The organism is Uliginosibacterium gangwonense DSM 18521, from assembly GCF_000373965.1.
GTDB lineage: Bacteria > Pseudomonadota > Gammaproteobacteria > Burkholderiales > Rhodocyclaceae > Uliginosibacterium > Uliginosibacterium gangwonense.
This window is the reverse complement of record NZ_KB892837.1, coordinates 125,595-146,669: the sequence shown is the minus strand read 5'-3', so window position 1 is coordinate 146,669 and position 21,075 is coordinate 125,595. Positions and strand designations below refer to the sequence as shown.

19 protein-coding genes are annotated in these 21,075 nt (G+C 54.0%); 14 read left to right on the top strand and 5 right to left on the bottom strand.

All coding sequences use genetic code 11. The annotated features are described in order from the left end of the window. Nucleotides 1-235 precede the first annotated feature (235 nt). The gene (locus tag B145_RS0107215; protein ID WP_157288308.1) at nucleotides 236-841 is read left to right on the top strand and encodes an energy transducer TonB; all 606 of its coding nucleotides are present in this window, start codon (nucleotides 236-238) and stop codon (nucleotides 839-841) included. Here B145_RS0107215 and B145_RS0107210 read toward each other — a convergent pair. Further along, nucleotides 838-2,073, bottom strand: a complete 1,236-nt coding sequence (locus tag B145_RS0107210; RefSeq protein ID WP_018606265.1) for a hypothetical protein — start codon at nucleotides 2,071-2,073, stop codon at nucleotides 838-840. The genes B145_RS0107215 and B145_RS0107210 overlap by 4 nt on opposite strands. Further along, a complete protein-coding gene (locus tag B145_RS0107205; protein ID WP_018606263.1) occupies nucleotides 2,070-2,645 on the bottom strand; it encodes a sigma-70 family RNA polymerase sigma factor in 576 nt (191 codons plus the stop codon). The genes B145_RS0107210 and B145_RS0107205 overlap by 4 nt, the downstream gene beginning before the upstream one ends. Nucleotides 2,646-2,935: 290 nt before the next feature. Here B145_RS0107205 and B145_RS24725 point away from each other — a divergent pair, with 290 nt between their 5' ends. Together B145_RS24725 and B145_RS0107195 are read left to right on the top strand one after the other, a co-directional pair. Continuing rightward, nucleotides 2,936-4,246, top strand: a complete 1,311-nt coding sequence (locus B145_RS24725; RefSeq protein WP_018606260.1) for a GH39 family glycosyl hydrolase — start codon at nucleotides 2,936-2,938, stop codon at nucleotides 4,244-4,246. Between the two features lie 117 nt (nucleotides 4,247-4,363). Next, nucleotides 4,364-4,654 (top strand): hypothetical protein, encoded by a 291-nt coding sequence (locus B145_RS0107195; protein ID WP_026258917.1) that lies wholly within the window; start codon nucleotides 4,364-4,366, stop codon nucleotides 4,652-4,654. Between the two features lie 28 nt (nucleotides 4,655-4,682). Here B145_RS0107195 and B145_RS0107190 read toward each other — a convergent pair whose 3' ends face one another. Next, nucleotides 4,683-5,189: a DUF5680 domain-containing protein gene (locus B145_RS0107190; RefSeq protein WP_018606257.1), complete on the bottom strand. Its 507-nt coding sequence runs from the start codon at nucleotides 5,187-5,189 to the stop codon at nucleotides 4,683-4,685. A 52-nt stretch (nucleotides 5,190-5,241) separates the two neighbouring features. After that, nucleotides 5,242-5,847 carry an arylesterase gene (locus B145_RS0107185; protein ID WP_018606255.1) on the bottom strand — a complete coding sequence of 202 codons (606 nt, stop codon included), beginning with the start codon at nucleotides 5,845-5,847 and terminating at the stop codon, nucleotides 5,242-5,244. Between the two features lie 10 nt (nucleotides 5,848-5,857). On the opposite strand from B145_RS0107185, the gene B145_RS0107180 reads away from it, so the two are divergent. The 3 genes from B145_RS0107180 (at nucleotide 5,858) to B145_RS0107170 (ending at nucleotide 12,762) form a co-directional block, all read left to right on the top strand. Continuing rightward, a complete protein-coding gene (locus tag B145_RS0107180) occupies nucleotides 5,858-6,529 on the top strand; it encodes an ABC transporter ATP-binding protein (RefSeq protein WP_245541835.1) in 672 nt (223 codons plus the stop codon). Between the two features lie 109 nt (nucleotides 6,530-6,638). Continuing rightward, nucleotides 6,639-10,229, top strand: a complete 3,591-nt coding sequence (locus tag B145_RS0107175) for a DUF748 domain-containing protein (protein WP_018606252.1) — start codon at nucleotides 6,639-6,641, stop codon at nucleotides 10,227-10,229. Nucleotides 10,230-10,500: 271 nt separating this feature from the next. Continuing rightward, complete coding sequence (locus B145_RS0107170; protein WP_157288306.1) at nucleotides 10,501-12,762, top strand: putative bifunctional diguanylate cyclase/phosphodiesterase; 2,262 nt, start codon at nucleotides 10,501-10,503, stop codon at nucleotides 12,760-12,762. Here the strand turns inward: B145_RS0107170 and B145_RS24720 are convergent, their stop codons facing one another. Next, nucleotides 12,763-12,981 carry a hypothetical protein gene (locus tag B145_RS24720; RefSeq protein WP_018606247.1) on the bottom strand — a complete coding sequence of 73 codons (219 nt, stop codon included), beginning with the start codon at nucleotides 12,979-12,981 and terminating at the stop codon, nucleotides 12,763-12,765. A gap of 526 nt (nucleotides 12,982-13,507) precedes the next feature. Here B145_RS24720 and B145_RS0107160 point away from each other — a divergent pair. From B145_RS0107160 to B145_RS0107120, 8 genes are all read left to right on the top strand, one after another. Then, entirely contained in the window at nucleotides 13,508-14,707 is a 1,200-nt protein-coding gene (locus B145_RS0107160; RefSeq protein ID WP_018606245.1) for an ABC transporter substrate-binding protein, read from the top strand. A gap of 725 nt (nucleotides 14,708-15,432) precedes the next feature. Next, nucleotides 15,433-16,446, top strand: a complete 1,014-nt coding sequence (locus B145_RS0107150) for a methionine ABC transporter ATP-binding protein (protein WP_018606242.1) — start codon at nucleotides 15,433-15,435, stop codon at nucleotides 16,444-16,446. Next, nucleotides 16,443-17,108: a methionine ABC transporter permease gene (locus B145_RS0107145; protein WP_018606241.1), complete on the top strand. Its 666-nt coding sequence runs from the start codon at nucleotides 16,443-16,445 to the stop codon at nucleotides 17,106-17,108. The genes B145_RS0107150 and B145_RS0107145 overlap by 4 nt, the downstream gene beginning before the upstream one ends. A gap of 58 nt (nucleotides 17,109-17,166) precedes the next feature. Next, nucleotides 17,167-17,940: a MetQ/NlpA family ABC transporter substrate-binding protein gene (locus B145_RS0107140; protein ID WP_018606240.1), complete on the top strand. Its 774-nt coding sequence runs from the start codon at nucleotides 17,167-17,169 to the stop codon at nucleotides 17,938-17,940. Between the two features lie 292 nt (nucleotides 17,941-18,232). Further along, the gene (locus B145_RS0107135) at nucleotides 18,233-19,048 is read left to right on the top strand and encodes an ABC transporter substrate-binding protein (protein ID WP_018606239.1); all 816 of its coding nucleotides are present in this window, start codon (nucleotides 18,233-18,235) and stop codon (nucleotides 19,046-19,048) included. 82 nt (nucleotides 19,049-19,130) lie between these two features. Continuing rightward, complete coding sequence (locus B145_RS0107130) at nucleotides 19,131-19,874, top strand: amino acid ABC transporter permease (protein WP_018606238.1); 744 nt, start codon at nucleotides 19,131-19,133, stop codon at nucleotides 19,872-19,874. Nucleotide 19,875: 1 nt separating this feature from the next. Beyond that, the gene (locus tag B145_RS24715; protein ID WP_018606237.1) at nucleotides 19,876-20,562 is read left to right on the top strand and encodes an amino acid ABC transporter permease; all 687 of its coding nucleotides are present in this window, start codon (nucleotides 19,876-19,878) and stop codon (nucleotides 20,560-20,562) included. A 114-nt stretch (nucleotides 20,563-20,676) separates the two neighbouring features. Further along, nucleotides 20,677-21,048: a hypothetical protein gene (locus B145_RS0107120; RefSeq protein WP_018606236.1), complete on the top strand. Its 372-nt coding sequence runs from the start codon at nucleotides 20,677-20,679 to the stop codon at nucleotides 21,046-21,048. The last annotated feature ends 27 nt before the right edge of the window (nucleotides 21,049-21,075 follow it).

The window sequence follows — 21,075 nt, the reverse complement described above, 5'->3', positions numbered from 1 at the left end:
CGGTTGGTAACATGACGAAGAAGGTCCCCACTTCTAGAAGCCCAGCTATTGTCCTGCCAGAAGGTAGTCATCGTCAATGCCTCAGGCGACGTACAATGACGAATGGGCGCGAATCATCTTGGGCCCTAATGTATAGATGACACGCGCAGACCACTTACCATACGACAATCAAGCCAGCATGGCAGATCGCTACAACGCCCGAGATGCCCTCGGGCACGCGTTGTGGCCTTGTTTGATGGCATCAATAATGTGTCATGTCTTTATTGTTGCGATCACCAGTGACTATGGTGATCGGCTGCGTGGAAAGGGCCTTGCCACCGAGCGCGTGAATGCCCGCCTGGAAGCGCCTGTAGAACACCCCAAGGAGGCGCCTGCCCACATCCTCTTGCCCCGGGCGCCGGAGCCAGCCAAGTCCGCAAAGCCCGCTGATAGATCGATGTCTGCTGACTATCCAAAAGTTGCACACGGGATGCTTTCCTCCCCGGCTCAAAGTCGTGCTACGGCGGATACCGAGGCAGTCTCCGCCTATGTTCCTGCGGAGCTTTTGAGTGTGAAGCCGCGAATCCTGGACGAGCCAGAGACCATTCTCCCTGCTGACCTGGCAACGGACGAGCATGGCAGCGTAATCGTGCAGTTGCTGGTGAATACAGAGGGTGGGGTGGATAGCGTACTCGTGCAGAGCAGCGAATTGAGTACAGTAGGCACACGTCAATTCATTCAGCGCCTGAGCAGCTTACACCTGGAACCGGGCCAACTGAACGGTGTTGCAAGCAAAGCGCTGTACCGTTTGGAATTTACCGTGCAGGCCGCAGTCCCTGAGCGACGCACCATGCCGCGCTAATCACTCTGGGCTGGCAAGGCTTCAATGCTGATCAGGTTGAAGGGGACTTGGCTGTCTTTTTCCAGTGGCAATGTGGCCGGACGCCTGTTCTCTGGCAAGGCAAGGCGAAAGCGTTCTGCCCACTCCTGAGTTTCAGGCGCATCCGGGATCGCCGTTTTAAGCGCAATGATCTGCCCGCAATGGGTCATTTCCAGGTGTTGGGCGATCAGGCGTGGATCGTATTTGAGCGCCACCACCAGACAGCTTTGTGCCACTCCCCCATTGTCGTGCAAAGAAGTGAGTGCCTTGCTTCGTTTGGCTTTGTTGACCGCGCCAGCCAGATCAGCTTTTTCTGGAGCAGGCGCCACTGCGAGGGCTGCAGGAGGTGTTACCTTGCTGCCCCCTTCGGCAGCGTTGTCTGCTGCGCGGGGCGGAGGAGCCATCGCCAGGCTGGGTTTGACTGCAACGGGCGGAGGGGAAGCGGGGGCTTCCGCTTCAGCGATTTGAACAGCACGGCGGTTCTCTACTTGTGGAGCCGGGGCGGGGCTTGCAAGTGGGAGGGGGGCGGTATCCTGTTGTGCAGGTTGGGCGTTTATGGCGCTGTGTCCGTTTAAGGCGGATGCCTTACCGTGTTTTTTTTCATCTGTTGCCGACGCTACGGGAGCGGCTTCTCTGGACAGGTTTTTTTCGGCAAAAGTAGCAGTGGCCAAGTCATTTGGCGGTGTATCGCTTGCAACAGGCTGAGGTTCAGTTGCTGGCGCCGGTGCTAGGGCCACCTGGGTCGTAACAGTAGGCTTGCCTAGGTGAAGATAAAGGCTGGTTGCAATGGTGGCGACCAACGCGGTGGCCGCCACCAGCCCAAAATCGTGCCAAAACGTTTTTTGCTTTTTGGCCGGTTTGTGGGCAGGCGTGGGCTCATCCTTGGTGGTGAGTTGTGTCTTCAGCCACGCCTCCGACGCATCGGAAAGTGGGCTGCCCAGTACATCCTGGCTGCGTTGTCCGTCTGCCAGCGCAGCCAGTACCGCATTACGGCGTACCTCCTGGGCTGCATCAATCTTGCTGGCTTCCTGCAGGAATGAACTCTCCAGGCTTGCCGGAGGCTCAAAACTTGGCAGGTCGGTATTGCGTTGTGCGCGGATTGCCTCAAATACGGCGTGTTCAAACCCCGCCGGTGCTTCATGCACAGGTAGCTTGTTCAGCAAGGCCGACAAACGATCCTTGCCGGTCAGGAAATGTTCGAAGGCTGCGCTCATCCAAGCGCCTCCAGCTCACGCCGCAGGCGTGTAAAGGCATAGCGCAGGCGGCTTTTGACGGTTTCAAAGCCTTCTCCAACCGTATGGGCGATTTCCTCCAGAGACATCTCGCTGAAAAAACGTAGTACCACCACCTCACGCTGGGCTTGCGGCAAACTTAGCAAGGCTTGCCGAACCAAGTTGAGATTTTGCCGCAGGCGTAGTTCCTGTTCGGGCGACATGTCCTCGGCGGGAATTTCCAGGTGGCTTTCATCCAGATCTTCCCTGCGCTGCTCGGCAGCACTTTTTCTTTGGTCGATGAGCGTGTTGCGCGCAATTTGGAACAAATAGGTACGGAAGGCCGCCTCAGGGCGATAGTCCGCGCACCGGGTCATGAGTTTGACCCAGGTTTTCTGGGTGATGTCTTCCGCCTCATGAGTATTGCCCTGGCACTGCCAGGCAATGAAGTTGAACAGTGCACGGTTGTGACGACGGAACAATTCCGTGGCAGGTTGTTCGACGATGCCGTTGGCGACAAGCACCATCAAGTCTTCGTCAGGCAGTTCAGTCAATGTTCTGGTGGCGGGTGTCATGAGGCATCAGTATAGACTGCCAGGGGCGTGATCGTGGCGTCAGAAGGATCAGGGAAAACGACGACATCTGCACTTGTATTCAATCGTTTACGTGGGGCTTATCGTTTGAACGAGCGTCTCGTAGCAATTGGGTCAGGGTCTTCCCTTGTTTGGGAATTCGCGGTGGGTTTTCTGGATAGCAGGGCAAATCCAGATCGGCTCAGGGCATGGAGCGCTAACATTGAGCGGATGAAAATGTGACGCTGGTGCATCTTGTGCCTACAACAAAACCAACGAAGGAGACTTTTACCGTGTTGATCTGCAAACAGTTGGCAAGCTGCCTGGGGTTTGCCTTGCTATGTGTTGGCCCTTGGGCGCATGCAGAGGCGCCTAAGAGTGTAAATTTTCAGGTCGACACCCTCCATCCTGGGGTAGAGGTGAATCGGCAGGTGACTGCGGGATTCAACTTCGGCAACTGGATGAACATGGCGGAGTTTGGGCAGGTAATGAGTGCGAATGTGCCGCCTGCCACCTTGCGCTTCCCCGGCGGAAACGTGGGTGATGACCAGGACATGAATGAACCTGTGCTGGATCTTTTTGCCACCAATCTTAAACTGCTTCATGCCGAGAACATTCCTGTCATTATCCAGACAAGAACTTTCCCCGGACGGGGGAGTTCGGTGCCCAAGAATCGTCCCGAAGACGCCGCTACGGCAGCCCGCTTGGCGGCAGAGCGCAAGATCAACGTTGCATATTGGCAGGTTGGCAATGAGCCGGACCTGTATCCGGTGACCCGGGGCGACCCAAGCTGGACGGCAGAGCATTACTGTGAGGTATTTCGTGCCCAAGCAATGGCGATCAAGGCAGTTGATCCGAGCGCGAAATTCGCCGGGCCTGGAGTTTCAGGGGCCGTGCCAGCAGCCTCCGATTACCTGAAGACATTTGTCAAGCACTGCGGAGATGTGGTGGATATGCTGACTTGGCATATCTACCCAACGGACGGTACGGGGGCAGAAGAATCGGCTTTGGCAAAAATTTCAGAACCTGAGTACTGGTTGGCAGAGTACCGGAAAAACTGGGAGGACCCAGCTAAAAACCCCCTGGGTTATCAGCGCAAGATCGAATTCGGAATGACCGAATATGGTCTGTCGTGGAGCACGAACAAGTCCAATTTACTGGCTGATATGCCAGCAGCCATGTTCGCTGTTGAAACCGCCTTGCGCATGGCTCGCGCGGGAATGCATGCAGCTTACTATTTTGCCTATCAAGGCGTGGGCTTTCATGGCCTGCTGGATCAAGACGGGTTCCCTCGACCCAGTTATTACGGTTTTCGTATGATTCATGATTTGAAGGGGCATTTTGTTGAGCTTGCTTGCAATGACAAAGAAGTTTGGGCAAATGCTGTGCAGGATGGAAATAAGCTTAACCTTATTGTCATGAATACCAGCAAGGAGGAGCGTAGTTTGTCTTTGATGATGCCGGGATGGATATTTGTGAAGGGACAGTGGTTTGACGTCGGGGTGGTGGAAAATGAATCGCCTGTTGTTGCGCTTGAATCCGCCACAAGTGCCCGTATTCCAGGCCGCTCAATGGCACGGCTGGAGTTTGTTGCCACCCCGTAGATGAATTCCATGGTTCAAGTTCGCAAACTCGGGTAAAGGCTGGCAAAATAACTTGGAAGAGGGGCTCTGCCCAAGGCAGGATTGGCCTATCACACTTGGATAGATTAGGAGTTGTGTATGACAAGATTGCATTGGATGCTTGTGTCAGCCTTTTGTGTGGCAAGCACATTGGCTGGCGCGGAAAATGGCCCTCCGCCGGCCAATGGTGCCAATCCCCCAGGCCCGCCCGCCGAGGCATTTACGGCTTGCAATGGCAAGAAGGCGGGGGACAAGGTGACAGTCAAGATGGGAGATCACAGCATGCAGGCCACTTGCGAGGTCTTTCCTGGTAATGGCAAGCTTGCTGCACGGCCCGACGGGCCACCTCCCGGGGCTTCAAACAGCGCTCCGCCCCCCAAGCCAAAATGAGGTGCTGACATCTCCAATGGCCTGCTGTCTATGCGCGGAGCAGGCCACCGTGGTAGTGCAGTTCATACACACGCTGTCCGCTGCACACAATCCATTCGATACCGGCAAAACCGCAGAAGTCCCCGCTGCTGGTATCGACGTATTGCATTCCCTGCGTTTGATGCCTGAAACCGCCCAAAAAGCGGTTTTCCGCATACATGGCAGCAAGGCTTTCCTTGATGATCGAACCTGCCTGAGCAGAACTGATCAGTTCTGGCTTGAGAATGCATCCGTAGTAATTCATGCCCCAGACGGGTTTGCTGTCCGCATAGACAATCTCCTGCCCGATAAAATCTCTTTCGGCCAAGTAGCTGTCGTGATAGACCCAGGGGCCTTCCGCATACTGTAGGTCATGTGAGGCCAGCCGGTATGGCAACAACTTATGGCCATCGCCCACGTAACAGGCCCGTTTGGCCTGGACAATAAAGACATGCAGCGCTGTGAGATGTTGTTCGGTCATGATGTCGGTGTTTGGGGAACGCGCAGGAGACATCATGCCTAGAGGCTGCTGACAGCGTCATGTCAGTAGCCTTGCACATGTTGGTGGGCTATTTCTTTAGAAAGGGTTTGATACCCGGCCAGATCGTATCCAGGATGATGGGCTGCGCCTGCGCAATCGGGTGAATGGTGTCAGCCTGGAACATCTCAGGTTGGGCTGCGATTTTTTCCAGAAAAAAGGGCACAAGCCCAGTTTTGTACTCGCTTGCCAACTCGCTGTAAGTGGATTGGAACTTTTGCGTATAGACAGGGCCGAAGTTGGGCGGCAGACGCATACCCAGTAGCAGCACCTTGGCATGGTTTGTCTGGGCACTGGTGATCATCTTGGCGAGGTTTTCCTTCATTTGGGTCAGCGCCTGGCCTCTGAGGCCATCATTGGCACCAAGCTCAATGATGATGACAGCAGGCTTGTGGCGGCCCAACGCTTCTGGCAACCTTGCCAACCCACCAGCGGTGGTTTCGCCGCTGATGCTGGCATTGACCATCTGATAGCGGTAGCCTTCGCGCTGCAAGCGCTGCTCCAGCAGGGTCGGCCATGCTGTACCCTGGGGAAGACCGTAACCGGCGGACAAGCTGTCACCCCACACCAGGATGGTGGCCGCAAAACTTAAGCCAGGCAGCATCAAAAGCAGAAGAAAGGTCAGGAAACGTTTCATGGTAAATGGCATGGATGCAGTGATAAAAGTTGAGCGTTTGGAGAAGACGGTCAATCTTGCAGATGGCGGCAGGCTCACCATTTTGCAAGATATCTCCTTTTCTGTGGCGCCTGCAGAAACAGTTGCGATTGTAGGGGCTTCGGGGTCGGGAAAGTCGACGCTCCTGGGACTGCTGGCCGGGCTGGATGTTCCCACCTCGGGTCAGGTTTCTGTACAGGGGAAGGACTTGTCTATCCTGAGCGAAGACGCACGTGCCCAGGTGCGGGGGGCCTATATTGGCTTTGTCTTCCAGTCTTTCCAGCTTCTGCCTGCGCTGACCGCGCTTGAGAACGTGATGATGCCCTTGGAACTGGCAGGGCGTGAGCAGGCACGCGATATTGCCCGGCAATGCCTCGTGCGGGTGGGGTTGGAGCAACGCCTTTCGCACTACCCCAAGCATCTGTCTGGTGGGGAACAGCAACGCGTAGCCCTGGCCCGGGCATTTGCGACCAGCCCCTCGTTGCTCCTGGCGGATGAGCCAACGGGAAACCTGGATAGCGATACTGGGCATCAGATCATCGAGTTGATGTTTGAACTCAACCGGGAAACCCGTACTACCATGATTTTGGTAACACATGATGAATCCTTGGCTGCGCGTTGCGGGCGGAGTATCCGGCTGCGTGCTGGCCATTTGGATACTTAGGGTGGTGTGCCACGCGGAAAGGGGTGCTAGGATTCTCTCAAGGGTCAGCTTTTTCCGGCATTGCGGTAATGCCTTGCTATTGCTTGGCGCGTTTGCAAATTATGGATAGGTGTTTGCCTTGATCAAGACTGTGTTTCGGCTCCCTTTGGCAGCACATCCCCGGCTGAGGAAATGGGGTGTGGGCCTGCTCGCGGCAAGCATTGTCTGCGTCTTGGCAATGTGGTTGGGTGTGCCCATGCTGGTGCGTTGGGCGTTGGAGAGCAAGGCCAGCGAGGCATTGGGGCGCACTGTCAGGGTTGAGCAGGTACGCTTTAATCCCTTCACGCTCAATACCCGCATCAATGGGTTGCGGGTGGCGACTGCCGATGGCAAGGGCGCCTTGCTGTTGGTCGATGAGCTTGGCTTGAATCTGTCTTTGCAATCAATCTGGTATCGCAGCCCCGTGCTGGATGGCTTGCTGATTAGGCATCCACAAGTGAATTTTGCGCGGACTGGCAAGGACCAATACAATTTTACCGACATCATTGAGCGCCTGAACGCGCAGCCCAAATCGACATCAGACGGCAAACCGTTTCTGTTTTCGGTCAACAACATCCAGATCAGTGAAGGCAGTGTCAGCTTCGACGATCAGCCGGTTTCCAAGCAACACCATATAGAGCATATCAAGCTGGGCATTCCCTTTGTTTCCAACCTGCCCGCCAAGCTTGATCTGGCGGTTGCCCCTTATCTTGAGGCTTGGGTCAATGGTAGCAAGCTGCAATTGGCAGGGCAGGTGAAGCCGTTTGGTTCTCATCATGAGGCCATGCTGGATATCAATCTTGCTCCTTTTGATGTGACCCAGTACCTGGGGTACGCGCCGACCAAGTTGCCCGTTGTATTCAAACAGGGTCTGTTCGGCTGCGATCTCAAACTGGTATGGAACCAAGGCGGGCCAGGGGGGCAGAGGCTCTTTCTGGCGGGGCAGCTCGGGGTACAAAAACTTGCCGTACAGGATTCCAATGGGGCACACCTCATCAGCATCCAGGATCTTAGCGTTGGATTGGACTCTCTTGAGCCTTTGGCTAGCCCAATCAAGGCCCAAATAGGGCTGCTGAAGATTGATGCACCCGATGTGGATGTGGTTCGCAATGCTGATGGCAAGATCAATTTCGCTTTGGCAGAGGATGCGCATCCGTCAGGCGCCGCTGCGGAACAGACCGCCTTGCCTGCTATTTCGGTTCGACGCCTGGAGGTGAATCGCGGCGTGGTTCATTGGCAGGACCGAGCTGTGCCAGGGACATATGCCTTGGTGCTGGACCCCGTCAATATTGCTGTTCAAGACTTCAATCTGCTCGCGGACAAGCCTGCCAAAGTAAATCTGAATGCACAGGGAAAGGGAGGAGAAAACTTCAGCTTTGAGGGGGATTTGAATCTTAAACGTGGAGTCCATCAAGGCTTGTTGGCGTTAAAGGACATCAAACTCGAAGATTTGCGCCCGTACTACCAGACAGCCATGGGTTCCGGCTTGCTCAGTGGTCGCCTTGAGACAGAAGCCAAGCTTAGGATCGAGACTTCTCCGTCTGTGCAGATGAGCCTTTCTGACGCGAAACTGGGATTGTCACAACTGGCGCTGGCCGACCCCAAGACGCATAAGACGCTGGTGGAAGTGTCTGATGTTCAGTTGGAAGGTATCGATGTAGACATCGCCAAGCGAGAGGCCCGTTTGGCAAAACTTGCACTAGGTAGCGCCCATTGGAACATTGCTAAAGACAAACAAGGGCAGTTGGATTTGCTGGACTTGCTCAAACCCGCTCCTGCAAAGACATCGCATGTACAGCAGAGTACGCCAGCCTCTGAGGAAGCCTGGAAGCTGAGTCTTGCCCAAGCACAACTGACCGGCTGGAATGTGAAATTTGAAGACCGTTCCGGTGCGAATCCTGTGAGCGTCGAACTGCGGGATCTTGGCATCCATGTCGTGGATTGGAGCAACCAAGACGCCCATTCGGCCAGCTTTGAGATCACGTCCAAGGCCAACCGGGCCGGTAAAATCGATTTGGCAGGTAAAATCGTCACCATGCCGTTGCAGGGTAATGTGAAGCTGGATATCCGCGATGTGGATATGCTGGCGATCCAGCCCTATGTCGACCAATACTTCAGGATTCTGGTTACGCGCGGGCGCTTAAGTACCAAAGGAACGCTGGATTTCAGCTTTGCCAAGCCTGACCGGCCTGTAATGAATTTTGCAGGCAACGTGGCTGTAGATGAGTTTAGCTCACTGGATCAGCTCAACGATGCGGATTTCCTGCAGTGGAGACACTTTGGGATTGAAGGCTTCAACTTTCAGCTCGCGCCGTTGGCCTTGAATGCCAGAGAAGTGCGACTGGACAATTTCTACTCCCGCCTCATTTTGGATGCGGAAGGGCGCTTCAATTTGCGCGAATTGACTGCTGGGGAAAGTTCCTCGGTTAGCAGTGCGGCATCTATTCCAAGCGCTTCGCCCTCTGGCAGCACACTACCCAAGATCCGTATCGACAAGGTCCTGTTTAGTGGCGGCAGCATCAATTACAGTGATCGCTTCGTCAAGCCCAATTACGATGCCAAGATTGCTGCACTGACAGGTAGTCTGACAGGCTTGTCTTCGGAGCAGAACTCTGTTGCCCAGCTTGATTTGAAAGGCGCTGTTGATGGTACTGCGCCCCTGCAGATCACTGGGCAGCTCAATCCACTGCGACAGGATAAGTTCCTGGATATCCAGGCACAGGTCAAAGGCGTGGATCTGACAGGTGTGTCCTCATACTCAGGCAAATATGTTGGCTACGGCATTGACAAGGGCAAGTTGTCGATGAACCTGAAATACCAGATTCGGGATCGTAAGCTCACCGCAGAGAATCAGATATTTCTTGATCAACTCACTTTTGGCAAACGTGTCGACAGCCCGGATGCCACCAAGCTTCCTGTTCTGTTCGCCGTTGCCTTGCTTAAGAACAGCCAAGGGGAGATCAACGTCAATCTGCCCGTCAGTGGTTCGTTGGACGATCCGCAATTCAGCGTAGGTGGCATTGTGGTGAGGCTGCTGGTCAACATGGTCACCAAAGCGATTTCAGCGCCGTTTACATTGATCGGCTCAATGTTTGGGCACAGCAGTGGGGAGGAACTCTCCTACCTGGATTTTGCACCAGGCAAGGCAGAGCTGACGCCAGCGGCAGTCGAGAAGCTCAAAACCCTGGCAAAAGCGCTGACCGAGAGACCCGCACTGCGGCTTGAAATCCGAGGTCAGGCTGATCCTGTTGCCGATCTGGATGGTGTGAATCGCGCTCGACTGGCTGAGCGGATGCGCGCCGTTAAAGCGGAGCGTATGGTTAAAGCAGGGGAGTCCGTGGCTGATGTTGACGCAGTGAGTATTGATGCAGCCGAATACCCTAAGCTCTTGGCGGAAGTCTATGCGAGCGAGAAGGTTGCCGACAAGCCGCGCAATGCATTGGGGCTTGCGAAATCGCTGCCAACGGAGGAAATGGAAAAGTTGTTGCTGCACCACTTTGCCAAGCAGGCGCCAGATTTGCAGTCGCTTGCTGCTCAGCGCGCCAGGGCTGCGAGCGACTGGTTGGTGACCGAAGGTCAGATCGGGGCCGAACGGCTTTTCCTGCTGGGTGACGACGAAGCCCTCGAGAAGGGAGAGACGCATCAGGCGCCAGCGCCTCGCGCTTTGTTTTCCTTAAGGTAGTGATCTGGAGTGGCCGACCGTTCGTCGGCCATTGATTTGTTGGTTCAAGCTTTGAACCGGCGCTGCCGATAAGCGAAGAGATCAGGTTGATCGTCTCGGCTTGGCCCATTTCGCTTATTTGGAATGGTAAGAATATCTGTATTGAACAGCCCCGTTATGACTCTTGCCGCAAAAGCAGAGCATGGATGATGAGAGACCGGAACAGATCACCAAACGGTTTGCGATGATTTTGTAGTCGAAGACAACTGCATCTGGCGGAGGGCGCGTTGTGGTGACAGACACCATCGATCCTGATAACACCTTGGTATCAGATCGTAATGACGAGATTTTGTCATTTATAGATGAGCAGCCACGGATTGATGAGATATCCTCTGACAAAAAGGCTTGGTATGTTCTGATCGCAGACGACGATGAAGAAGTTCACCACGCGACTGCCTTTGCGCTTCGCGGCGTCATGATTGATACACGGCCCATACGTTTGCTGCGTGCGTATAGTGCGACAGAGGCCGAATCTATGCTTAAAGCCCATCCCAACGTTGCCGTTGCAATGCTGGATGTGGTGATGGAAACCCCGGATGCAGGGCTCAAGCTGGTGGATGTGATCCGCACCAAACTGGGGCTGCGGAATTTGCGGATCGTTTTGCGAACCGGGCAACCCGGCTATGCGCCTGAACTTGATGTCATCAAGGCGTATGACATCAACGATTACCGGACCAAGTCCGAACTCACCCAGACCCGCATGGTGACTACGCTGACCTCAGCGGTGCGTGCCTATCAGCAATTGGAGGAGATCCAGGCCGTCAACCGGGGGATGGACTCTATTTCCAGAGCCGCCAACAAGCTCTTCCGGCTGCATCGGATGCAGGACTTTGCCCAAGGTTTGTTTGCCCATATGGCAGAAATCCTGGGTACATCGGTTTCTGGCTTGTTGTGCATCGAGCGCCCAGATTTCAATGGTGATGACGATGACTCCGGGCTCAAAATACATTACGGTACAGGTCAGTATGCGCCCTTGATGGGATGCACCGTTACCCAGAGGCTGAATGCAGATATGCTGCGCTCCATTCGGCGGTGTATCGCAGCGCGTACCCACATTTTTGAGGCTGATCGCTTTCTACTGTGGCTTGGCGCATCCAAAACAGATGCAATCGCTGTCTTTAACCCGGGGGAGGCTTTATCCCCGACCGTGCGCAAGCTGGTTGAGATGTTTGCCGCCAACTTGACGGTGGGTTTTGAGAACGTTGATCTGATTGAGCGCTTGAATTTCTTCGCCCATTACGATCCTCTTACGCGCTTGCCAAACCGTGGCCGTTTTCTGGATCAGGTCAATGAAGATCTGTTGGCGCATCGAGAAAACCCCAGGGTGCTGGCTGTGGCCGATTTGGTGCGTTTTTCCGAAGTCAATGATGCACTTGGATACCGATGCGGTGATTCGCTCTTGGTGCTGGTTGCCAAGCGCCTGCGCACGGCGCTTGGGCCAGGAACGCTTCTGGCGCGCTTGTCTGGAGATTCCTTCGGTATCTTTGGCCAAGAAGCGTGGATTGATTTCAATGTTCTGCGCCATGCGTTTGAGGCCCCATTTTTTGTCCATGGGCATTCTCTGCAGATGCAGATTCGCCTGGGCATGGCCAGTGTTGACGATGGCAAGGGCAACGCTCTGGAATTGCTCCGTAACGCCAATATGGCATTGGGGGAGGCCCATCTTTCGATTGGAAGCGCGTGTGCCCACTACACCACTGAGTTGTCTGAAGATGCGCAGCTGCGGATTGGCATTTTGCATAGCCTGCGTGCCGCAATCGATTTTCAGCGTGGTTTGTCGCTACAGTTCCAACCCTTGGTTGAGATCCCTGGCAACACAATACGGGGGGTAGAGGCCCTGCTGCGCTGGCGGAATGAGAGTGGGCAGATGGTCGTGCCTGCACGCTTCATCCCCCTGGCAGAGCGAACCGGCATGATCTGCGAACTGGGGCGCTGGGTGCTGGAATCTGCCCTATCGCGGCTGGCTTTGTGGCAGAGCCTGGGGCACAAGGGGTTCTATATTTCTGTGAACGTCTCATCAGTACAGTTTCGTGAAGATGACTTGGTCGACAAAGTCAGGCATGCCCTTGAGGATAACGATGTGGCGCCCAGTTCTTTGGTACTGGAAGTCAATGGATCGATCTACGTGGAGGATCGCCCCAAGGTGCTTAAACACCTGCAGCGCTTGAGGCATATCGGAGTGAAAATTGCCCTGGATGACTTCGGTACAGGGGGCGTTTCGCTTGATCAGTTGATGGAGTTGCCGCTGGATATCATCAAAATTGATCAATCTTTTGTGCAGAGAATCGGAGCCTCCCGAATGAATCTGGCCATTGTTCGTTCGATGGTTGAACTTGCATGCGAGAGTGGTATTGAGGTCGTAGCCGAAGGGGTTGAAACTGCCGAGCAGATGCAAGCCCTGATTGGTATTGAATGTCATACCATGCAGGGCTTCCACCTATGCCGCCCCTTGAGTGCAGAGCAGCTCGATAGTTGGCTACAGCCGAGAATCTGACTATAGGCTGGTGGGAATGCCGGCGTTTTGCTTGATCTGGGTGATTGTTATGCGGACCTGGTGCAAAAGCTCGTTAAGTTCCTGCACTTGGCAATAGTCATCTCCATGGGTTTCGTAGGCCAGGCGATGACCCATTTCCTGAACCACGACGATAAGGTCGGCTAGTTCCTCAATGGTTTCAGTCCGCTCTTCCATTTCCAATGTATTCATGCTGCTCATGGCTACTCTCCTTCGACTTGGGGGGTTAGTCGTTACTGCACAAACAGGCGGCGATAGATGTCCAGCCAAACCTTGGGCTGCCGCTCTTTTTTCTATCCGGGCTCTGGTATGGATACAAGGTTTCACAAGCCCACAACGGATAACTTTATCTAAGTGTATGTGCTGTAGCCAGATTTTTTTAGCCAAACTCCCTTTTGTCCCAGTACGCGTTTCTGTTTGTGGTTTCCGTCAATCGGGGAGCCCCCCCATGCGATAGTTGGTATTGATGCTGATGCCATAATCATGTAATGTGGCTGGTGGTCAGGCCAAATTGCGCGGGCTTGACTTGCATATGTTCTAGAGCATGTCAGTTTGAAAAGCCGATAAACGGCATTGCATTGAGTTGGAAAACCGCAACATCATTAAATGCCCACACAGGGAGACAGGGTTTTGATTCAGGCTGGCCCTGTTCATGTCTCATACAAAGATAAGGGACAAGAATAACAAGAAAGTTTAAGAGAAATGCGTAACTCTGGAGGAGGTCGTGATGATAAAGAAAACAATCCTGGCGTTGGCTGTATGTTCCGTGGGCGCTGTGCATGCGCAGGAACCCACTATTCGGATCGGGGTAATTGGCCCTTTTACCGGTCAATCTTCCGCCGACATGGGCGAGAGTATCCGGGGCGGGGCACGCGTTTTTCTTGAAGAAGTCAACCGTTTGGGGGGCGTTTTAGGCCACAAAATCGAATTGGTGGAAAAAGACGACCAGGCCAAGGCTGATGTGGGTGTGCAGCAGGCTACGGATTTGATCAGCAAAGATAAGGTGGTTGCTGCCGTTGGGTTTGCCAACATTGGCGTGGCAAGCAAGGCGGCGCCTCTGTTCCAACAGGCAAAAATTCCACTGGTGGTATCCGCAGCCGCAGGCGGAGAGATTACCAAACAGCCCAATCTGCCACTAGGCAAGGAAAATTATATCTTCCGGGTGGCGGGGCGTGATTGGCTGCAAACGCAGGCGATGTTCAAGGATTTGGTAGATCGACGCAAGATCACAGAAATTGCAGTCTTGCACGACGAAACCTTGTATGGAACATCTGGTCGGGATAATGCGCTGACTGAAATGAAGTCACGCAATCTGAAGCCTCTCGTGGTTGAGAGTTTCAAGATCGGCGATCAGGACATGACTGCCCAGTTGGGCCGTGCCCGGGCTGCAGGCGCCAAAGCAATTGCCCTATACGGGTTGGCGGCAGAGGACGCCATGGTAGCCAAGAGCCTTGCCAAAATGGGTTGGAAAGTTCCTCTCGTGGGGACATGGACGATGTCCCAGGCCTCCTTTGCGGATCTGGCTGGCCCTGCGGGTGACGGCGCACGAACTGCTGTTACTTTTATTGAAGATGACTGGCGCGGGGCGCGACACGATTTTGCTGTTGCTTATCGCCGTGTGAACAAAGTGGATCGCATTCCATCGGGGGTTGCTGCAGCGCAAACCTATGATGCGCTACGTCTGGTGTATCTGGCAATGTACCAGTGCAACTGTACGGATGGCGACCGTATCCGTTCTGCATTGGAAAATCTGCAGTATTCGGTGCGGTCTACCGTGGTGACGCGTTACGACCAGCCTTTTTCTGCAGCAGATCACGAGGCGATCAGTGGAAACATGGTTGTAATGGGGGAAATTCGCGGTCACAAATTGACATATGCATACAAGGAAGATGAGAATTCCTCCCTGATTATGCGGAACAAACAATAGTTATCTCTATATAAAGGGATGTGAAATACGGCTAGATTCAGTGTGAATTCCATTTACCGCCAAAATATGCTTTTAGCATATTTTGGCGGCGTTTTGGTCATAGGATTTTCTTAGAAGCTCAGAATAAATGCTTGGTAGGGCCTTGTGTGCTCATCGGTTAGAGTGGGTGCCAGACGCTGATTGATGATTGGGCAAAACGGAGCTACGAAAAACTGCTGAGGTGTCGGAAGGGGTGATGCCTCTGATCTCCTCACAAATAGAGCCTAGCGTGGATAGGGGGCGCAGCGTAGAGGCGAAAGCCAAGCGGCCTTTGAGGCAGCGTGGTCAATAGGTCTGATTTCATCTTCAAGGCCAAGAACGTTGACAAGCTTTGCCAGTGGCTGGCAACATCGGTAGACGTCCACTTTGCGCAGTAACCTGACTCCGTATGGCTGACCTTGCTTGGTGGTCATGCGCCAGTGCTGTCGGGCATGCTGTAACCCATGTTGTTGATGTTGAGTTTGTCACCCTGATTTGGTCGCTGGCTGTGAGCCGTTTTTTGGGCTTTAGGCTGGCGCACGTCCAGCGCAAGCGGAACATAGATGAATCTTGCAAGTTCACCCGTGTGCAAATCTCGCTCCACCACAATTTTTGAACAGGCACTCTGTGGCAAAGCGGACGCTTTGGTATGAGGGAGCAGAAGGCTCCGTCTTGTCTGTAACAAGTATTCGGTACATGAATTCGAAATGATTCGCCTGGAGCATGTTTATAAAACGTACCACATTGCAGATCGTCAGGTAGCCGCTGTGCGCGATGTGAGCTTGCATATCAAGGCAGGCGAGGTGTTTGGGGTGGTGGGGCATTCGGGCGCGGGGAAGTCGACCCTGGTTCGGCTCATCAATCGGCTGGAGTCAGCTGAATCCGGTAACGTAGTGGTAGATGGCGAGCAGGTGGGCTCGCTTGATGCTGAGGGCTTGCGCGCCCTACGCATGCGGGTCGGCATGATCTTCCAGCACTTCAATCTGTTGGGCTCACGTACCGTTGCGCAGAATGTGGCGATCCCGCTGCGGGTGGCAGGCTGGAAGGATGCCGCCAAGATCAATGCACGGATCGATGAACTGCTGGAGCTTGTGGGTTTGGCTGACCAGCGTAACAAATATCCGGGGCAACTCTCCGGTGGGCAAAAGCAGCGGGTAGGGATTGCCAGAGCGCTCGCCAACAGCCCCAAGGTTCTGCTGTGCGATGAGGCAACCAGTGCATTGGACCCGCAGACCACGCGGTCGGTGCTGGAACTGCTTTTGCAGATCAATCAGAAGCTGGGGCTGACGATTGTTCTGATTACCCACGAAATGGATGTGGTACGCACGATCTGTGACCGGGTTGCGGTGATGGACAGTGGCGAGGTGGTGGAGTCTGGTGAGGTGGCGCAAGTATTCCTGCATCCCAAGCATCCGACAACGCGTATGTTTGTGCAGGAAGCCGAGCACTTTGAAGGCTTGGATGAGGTGCTTGCGACGGCGCGTACTTCAGGGCGTATCGTGCGGCTGACCTTTGTGGGTAACGACGCCTATGCCCCTCATTTGGCGCGCGCTGTGCGTGATCATGGGCTGGATTTCACCATCCTGGCTGGCCGTATTGAGCGCATCAAGAACACGCCCTGTGGGCAGCTGACGCTTGCCGTGCAGGGAGATGAAGCCACGCAACAACAGGCGCTGGCGCATCTGGAGAAAAATGGCGTGACTGTGGAGTGGCTGCAATGAACGATTTTTTCAGCAACCTAGATTGGAATGATATCGGCATGGCTGGGCTGGATACTCTATCCATGCTCGGAGCATCCTTGCTGTTTACCGTATTGCTGGGCTTGCCGCTGGGCGTGCTTTTGTTCCTGACCAGCAAGCGTCAGTTGCTGGAGCACTCGGTTTTCTATGGGGTGCTGTCGGTTGTCGTCAATGTGCTGCGCTCTTTGCCCTTTATCATTTTGCTGATCGTGATGATTCCGCTGACGGTCCGCCTGATCGGCACTTCGCTTGGTGTGGCAGGGGCGATTCCGCCCTTGGTGGTTGCCGCAACTCCGTTCTTCGCCCGATTGGTGGAAACGGCCTTGCGCGAGGTGGACCGGGGCGTGGTGGAAGCCATGCAGGCCAGTGGTGCAACGATTCGCCAGATTGTGATGTGGGCGCTGTTGCCAGAAGCCCTGCCGGGCATCATTGCGGCGGTGACGGTAACGGCGATCACGCTGGTTTCCTGTACGGCCATGTCCGGCGTGGTTGGTGGGGGTGGGCTGGGTGATCTGGCAGTGAGGTTCGGGTATCAGCGTTTCCGCACCGATGTGATGATCGTCACTGTCACACTCCTGCTGATCCTTGTTCAGCTTTTGCAGATGGTTGGAGATAAATTGGTCCACCGTTTCAGTCGGGCCTGATTTAAGTGATCTTCACAACCCTTGCAGGCTATTCCAAATAATTGAAAGGTTATGAGATATGAAAAAAATTATTGCGTTTGTTGCTGCCGCCTTTGCGTTCTCAGCCCAGGCTGCCACCACGCTGAATGTGGGTGCTACCCCAGTGCCGCATGCTGAAATCCTGGAGTTCGTTAAACCCGAGTTGGCCAAGCAAGGGATTAACCTGAACATCAAGGTGTTCACCGATTACGTGCAACCCAATACGCAATTGGAAGAAAAGGGTTTGGATGCCAACTTTTTCCAGCACAAACCGTATCTGGATAGTTTCAACAAGGAAAAGGGCACCCACCTTGTGCCCGTGGCTGGCGTGCACGTTGAGCCTTTTGGTGTCTATAGCCAGAAGATCAAGTCGTTGAAGGAACTTAAGTTTGGTGCGGTCGTAGCGATTCCTAACGATCCTACCAACGGCGGGCGGGCACTGCTGTTGTTGGACAAGGCGGGCATCATCAAGCTTAAAGACAACACCAATATCCAGGCGACAGTGAAGGACATCACCAGCAACCCCAAGAAGCTGGATTTCAAGGAACTGGAAGCCGCCACGCTGCCGCGCGTGCTCAACCAAGTGGATCTGGCTGCCATCAATTCCAACTATGCACTGGAAGCCAAACTGGTTCCGACCAAGGATGCTTTGGCTATCGAGGGGGCAAAGTCTCCGTATGTCAATGTGCTGGTGACGCGTGCTGACAACAAGGATTCCGCAGCCATCAAGAAATTGGCCGCTGCGTTGAATTCCCCGGCAGTAAAGAAATTCATTGAGGAAAAGTACAAAGGCGCGGTTGTACCGGCGTTCTAATCGCAAGCTCGCTTTTGTGTGTTGGCCAGATTGAATTACAACTCTTCTGGCTGATGTAGCTATAGCGCATATATTGATCCCCTTGCCGCCCGTGGTGGGCGGCAAGGGGATTTTATTTTGCGCGTAGGTTCTTGCAAAGCAATATCAACCTGCGGTTTCTATGAAACCTTGCGATTTTCATGCATAAGTAATTCAGGAATGCGTATTTCCCTTCTCAAAACGAAGCGGGTAATCTGGTTTCATTGATCTTCCTGTAGATCACTTTCATTACATACACCGCGAAGAATACATCATGAAATTACGCTCACTTGCATTGTTGGGATTGCTTTTGGTATCGGGGCTTGCTCACGCAGATCGCTTGGACGACATCAAGAAAGCTGGGGTATTGCGTGTGGCTGCCTTTGATGGCAACCCACCGTTTGGCTATATCGACGAACAAAGCAAGAAGATTGTCGGCCTGGATGTCGATTATGCCGAAGCCTTTGCCAAGAAACTCGGCGTTAAATTGGAGTTAGTGCCGACCAACCCCGCCAACCGGATTCCGTTGCTGACCTCCAACAAGGTTGATCTGGTGTTTGCCAATTTCACGATTACCGAAGAACGTGCCAAGGTCGTCGATTTTTCGATTCCCTATATCGCATCCGGCCAGCAATTCCTGGCTCGCAAGGGTTTCCTCAAAAGCCCGGACCAGATTGGTGGCCTGAAAGTGGGGGCCGACAAGGGTACGACCATGGAAAGCACACTGCGCGAGAAGTATCCTAGCGCCAAAGTGATTTCCTATGATGATACGCCGTTTGCATTGGCCGCCCTGCGTAATGGCAACGTACAGGCGATCACCCAAGACGGCACCAAGCTGGTGGCCCTGCTGGCCAATCTGCCGGACAAGAGCAAGTATGAGGTGTCGCCATTTGCCATTTCTGAAGAACTTGAAGGGGTGGGGATTCCGAAGGGTGAAACCCGTCTGGTGAGCTACATCAATGATTGGCTGCGAGAGGCGGAGAAAGATGGCACTGCGCAAAAAATCTACGATAAATATTTTGGCCCGAAGAGTAAATCACCGCTGCCTCGCCTGTTCAAGATAGGTGAATCGCATATTCGTGAGAAGTAAATCGTCCCTGCATCGTTGATTCTCCTCCTACTTATGCTGGCACCGCATTGCGGTTGCCAGCTTTTTCCTATTCTGGCAAGGCATGAATCCTCAATCTATTTTTGGTGATCTGTTGCAGACGCAATATCAGATCTGGTTGCTCAAGGGGTTTTTGGTAACCTTGGAAGTGACTGTACTGGTGATCCCCGCAGCAAGCTTTTTAGGGTTTCTCACCGCTATTGCCCGTAACAGCCGCTGGCGAGCGTTGGCCTGGGGCACTGCGAGTCTGGTATCCCTGCTTCGTAATTCCCCACTGTTGGTGCAGTTGTTCTTTTGGTACTTTGGTGCCTCAGCCGTATTGCCCGATGGCGTGCGCGATTGGTTGAATGACACACATGTAGCTGTTTTGTTTGGGGTGCCGATCGAATGGCCCTCTTACGAATTCGTATGCGGCGTTTTTGGCCTTGTGCTGTATTCCGCTGCTTATGTGTCTGAGGAAATCCGTGCGGGGATGCGAGGGGTGCCGAAGTCTCAGCGCTACGCAGCGCAAGCGCTGGGATTGCGGCCTGTGCAGGTATTTCGCTATGTCATTTTGCCCCAGGCATTCCGGATTTCTTTGCCAACGCTGATGGGGCAGTACATGAACATCGTCAAGAACTCCTCACTGACCATGGCAATAGGCGTGATGGAGATATCTTATGCATCACGACAAGTTGAGAGCGTGACGTTCAAGACGTTTCAGGCGTTTGGTATGGCGACACTGTTTTATATCATGATTATTGCGGTGATAGAGGTGTTGGCGCAATTTCTCCAGCGTCATTTCCCGGTGGCAGGAGCAAGGCGCTGACATGGACTTTACAATTATCCGTAGCAATCTGGCCTACCTGTTGTGGGGCACCTGGCCGGATGGCCCGATTGGCGGTGCCGCACTCACGCTGATATTAAGCGTCGGTTCCGCCTTGGTTTCTGGCGTGTTGGGCTTGGGGTTGGGCGTGGCTTTGGCGATGAGCAGTCAGCGCTTGCGTATTGTACTGACCGCCGTGCTCGGTTTTTTTCGGGCAATCCCTGTGTTGATGCTGATTTTCTGGACCTACTTTTTGTTGCCGCTGGCGTTTGGGATTGATGTGCCGGGTGTGCTATCGGTGATGTTCTCGTTATCGCTTATTGGTGGTGCGTATCTATCCCATTCGGTCTATGCGGGGATTCGCGGCATTGCCAAAGGGCAGTGGGAGGCTGGGTTGTCTGTCGGGCTCACGAGGGGTGCTGTGCTGCGACATGTAGTGTTGCCGCAGGCGTTGCGAATGATGTTGCCTTCCTTCATTAATCAATGGGTATCTTTGATCAAGGATACATCTTTGGCATATATCGTTGGGGTGGGGGAGTTGTCTTTTCTGGCTGCACAGGTCAATAGTCGGACAATGGTCTATCCGGCTGAGGTTTTCCTGTTTGTTGGTATGATCTACTTTACCATTTGTTGTGGGCTGGATCTTCTGGCGAGACAGACCTTGCGTCGTCATGAAGGCCGCGCACGCTGATCAAAAATAGAGCGGATAATTGTTCCATTTTCAGCGCGGCAAGCCCAGACTTCCTGCCAGATGGCGGTGTTTTGGCAGGCGTGGCGTGATATCCATTAAGGTAGGGGAGACATAATGAAGAATGAGCCCATGATGATTCTGGTTGCCGGGCCTTACCGCAGTGGTACGGATGGTGATCCGGTGCGTATCGCCGCCAATGTACAGGCCATGACCGATGCAGCATTGGCTGTCTACCGCCTGGGACACGTCCCTATGTTGGGCGAATGGCTGGCGCTGCCTTTGATTGAAGCTGCGGGTTCAGAGGTGGTAGGGGATGCTGTATTCGAGGAAATCTTCCATCCAAGCGCTGAGCGCCTGCTGGCCATGTGTGATGCGTGTTTGCGTATCGGTGGGCCATCCGCAGGTGCGGATCGCATGGTGTCCACCGCCCGACAATTAGGCAAGCAGGTGTTCCATTCACTGGAGAAAATAGCCGGCATGTCGTGAACGGCATAAAAGCACAACCCGCCCTGG

What these genes read in the sequence shown, in the direction of transcription:
- B145_RS0107215 (WP_157288308.1), top strand. Translation starts at nt 236, where the DNA reads ATGGCATCAATAATGTGTCATGTCTTTATTGTTGCGATCACCAGTGAC.
- B145_RS0107210 (WP_018606265.1), bottom strand. Translation starts at nt 2,073, where the DNA reads ATGAGCGCAGCCTTCGAACATTTCCTGACCGGCAAGGATCGTTTGTCG.
- B145_RS0107205 (WP_018606263.1), bottom strand. Translation starts at nt 2,645, where the DNA reads ATGACACCCGCCACCAGAACATTGACTGAACTGCCTGACGAAGACTTG.
- B145_RS0107195 (WP_026258917.1), top strand. Translation starts at nt 4,364, where the DNA reads ATGACAAGATTGCATTGGATGCTTGTGTCAGCCTTTTGTGTGGCAAGC.
- B145_RS0107190 (WP_018606257.1), bottom strand. Translation starts at nt 5,189, where the DNA reads ATGATGTCTCCTGCGCGTTCCCCAAACACCGACATCATGACCGAACAA.
- B145_RS0107185 (WP_018606255.1), bottom strand. Translation starts at nt 5,847, where the DNA reads ATGAAACGTTTCCTGACCTTTCTTCTGCTTTTGATGCTGCCTGGCTTA.
- B145_RS0107180 (WP_245541835.1), top strand. Translation starts at nt 5,858, where the DNA reads ATGGATGCAGTGATAAAAGTTGAGCGTTTGGAGAAGACGGTCAATCTT.
- B145_RS24720 (WP_018606247.1), bottom strand. Translation starts at nt 12,981, where the DNA reads ATGAGCAGCATGAATACATTGGAAATGGAAGAGCGGACTGAAACCATT.
- B145_RS0107160 (WP_018606245.1), top strand. Translation starts at nt 13,508, where the DNA reads ATGATAAAGAAAACAATCCTGGCGTTGGCTGTATGTTCCGTGGGCGCT.
- B145_RS0107150 (WP_018606242.1), top strand. Translation starts at nt 15,433, where the DNA reads ATGATTCGCCTGGAGCATGTTTATAAAACGTACCACATTGCAGATCGT.
- B145_RS0107145 (WP_018606241.1), top strand. Translation starts at nt 16,443, where the DNA reads ATGAACGATTTTTTCAGCAACCTAGATTGGAATGATATCGGCATGGCT.
- B145_RS0107140 (WP_018606240.1), top strand. Translation starts at nt 17,167, where the DNA reads ATGAAAAAAATTATTGCGTTTGTTGCTGCCGCCTTTGCGTTCTCAGCC.
- B145_RS0107135 (WP_018606239.1), top strand. Translation starts at nt 18,233, where the DNA reads ATGAAATTACGCTCACTTGCATTGTTGGGATTGCTTTTGGTATCGGGG.
- B145_RS0107130 (WP_018606238.1), top strand. Translation starts at nt 19,131, where the DNA reads ATGAATCCTCAATCTATTTTTGGTGATCTGTTGCAGACGCAATATCAG.
- B145_RS24715 (WP_018606237.1), top strand. Translation starts at nt 19,876, where the DNA reads ATGGACTTTACAATTATCCGTAGCAATCTGGCCTACCTGTTGTGGGGC.
- B145_RS0107120 (WP_018606236.1), top strand. Translation starts at nt 20,677, where the DNA reads ATGAAGAATGAGCCCATGATGATTCTGGTTGCCGGGCCTTACCGCAGT.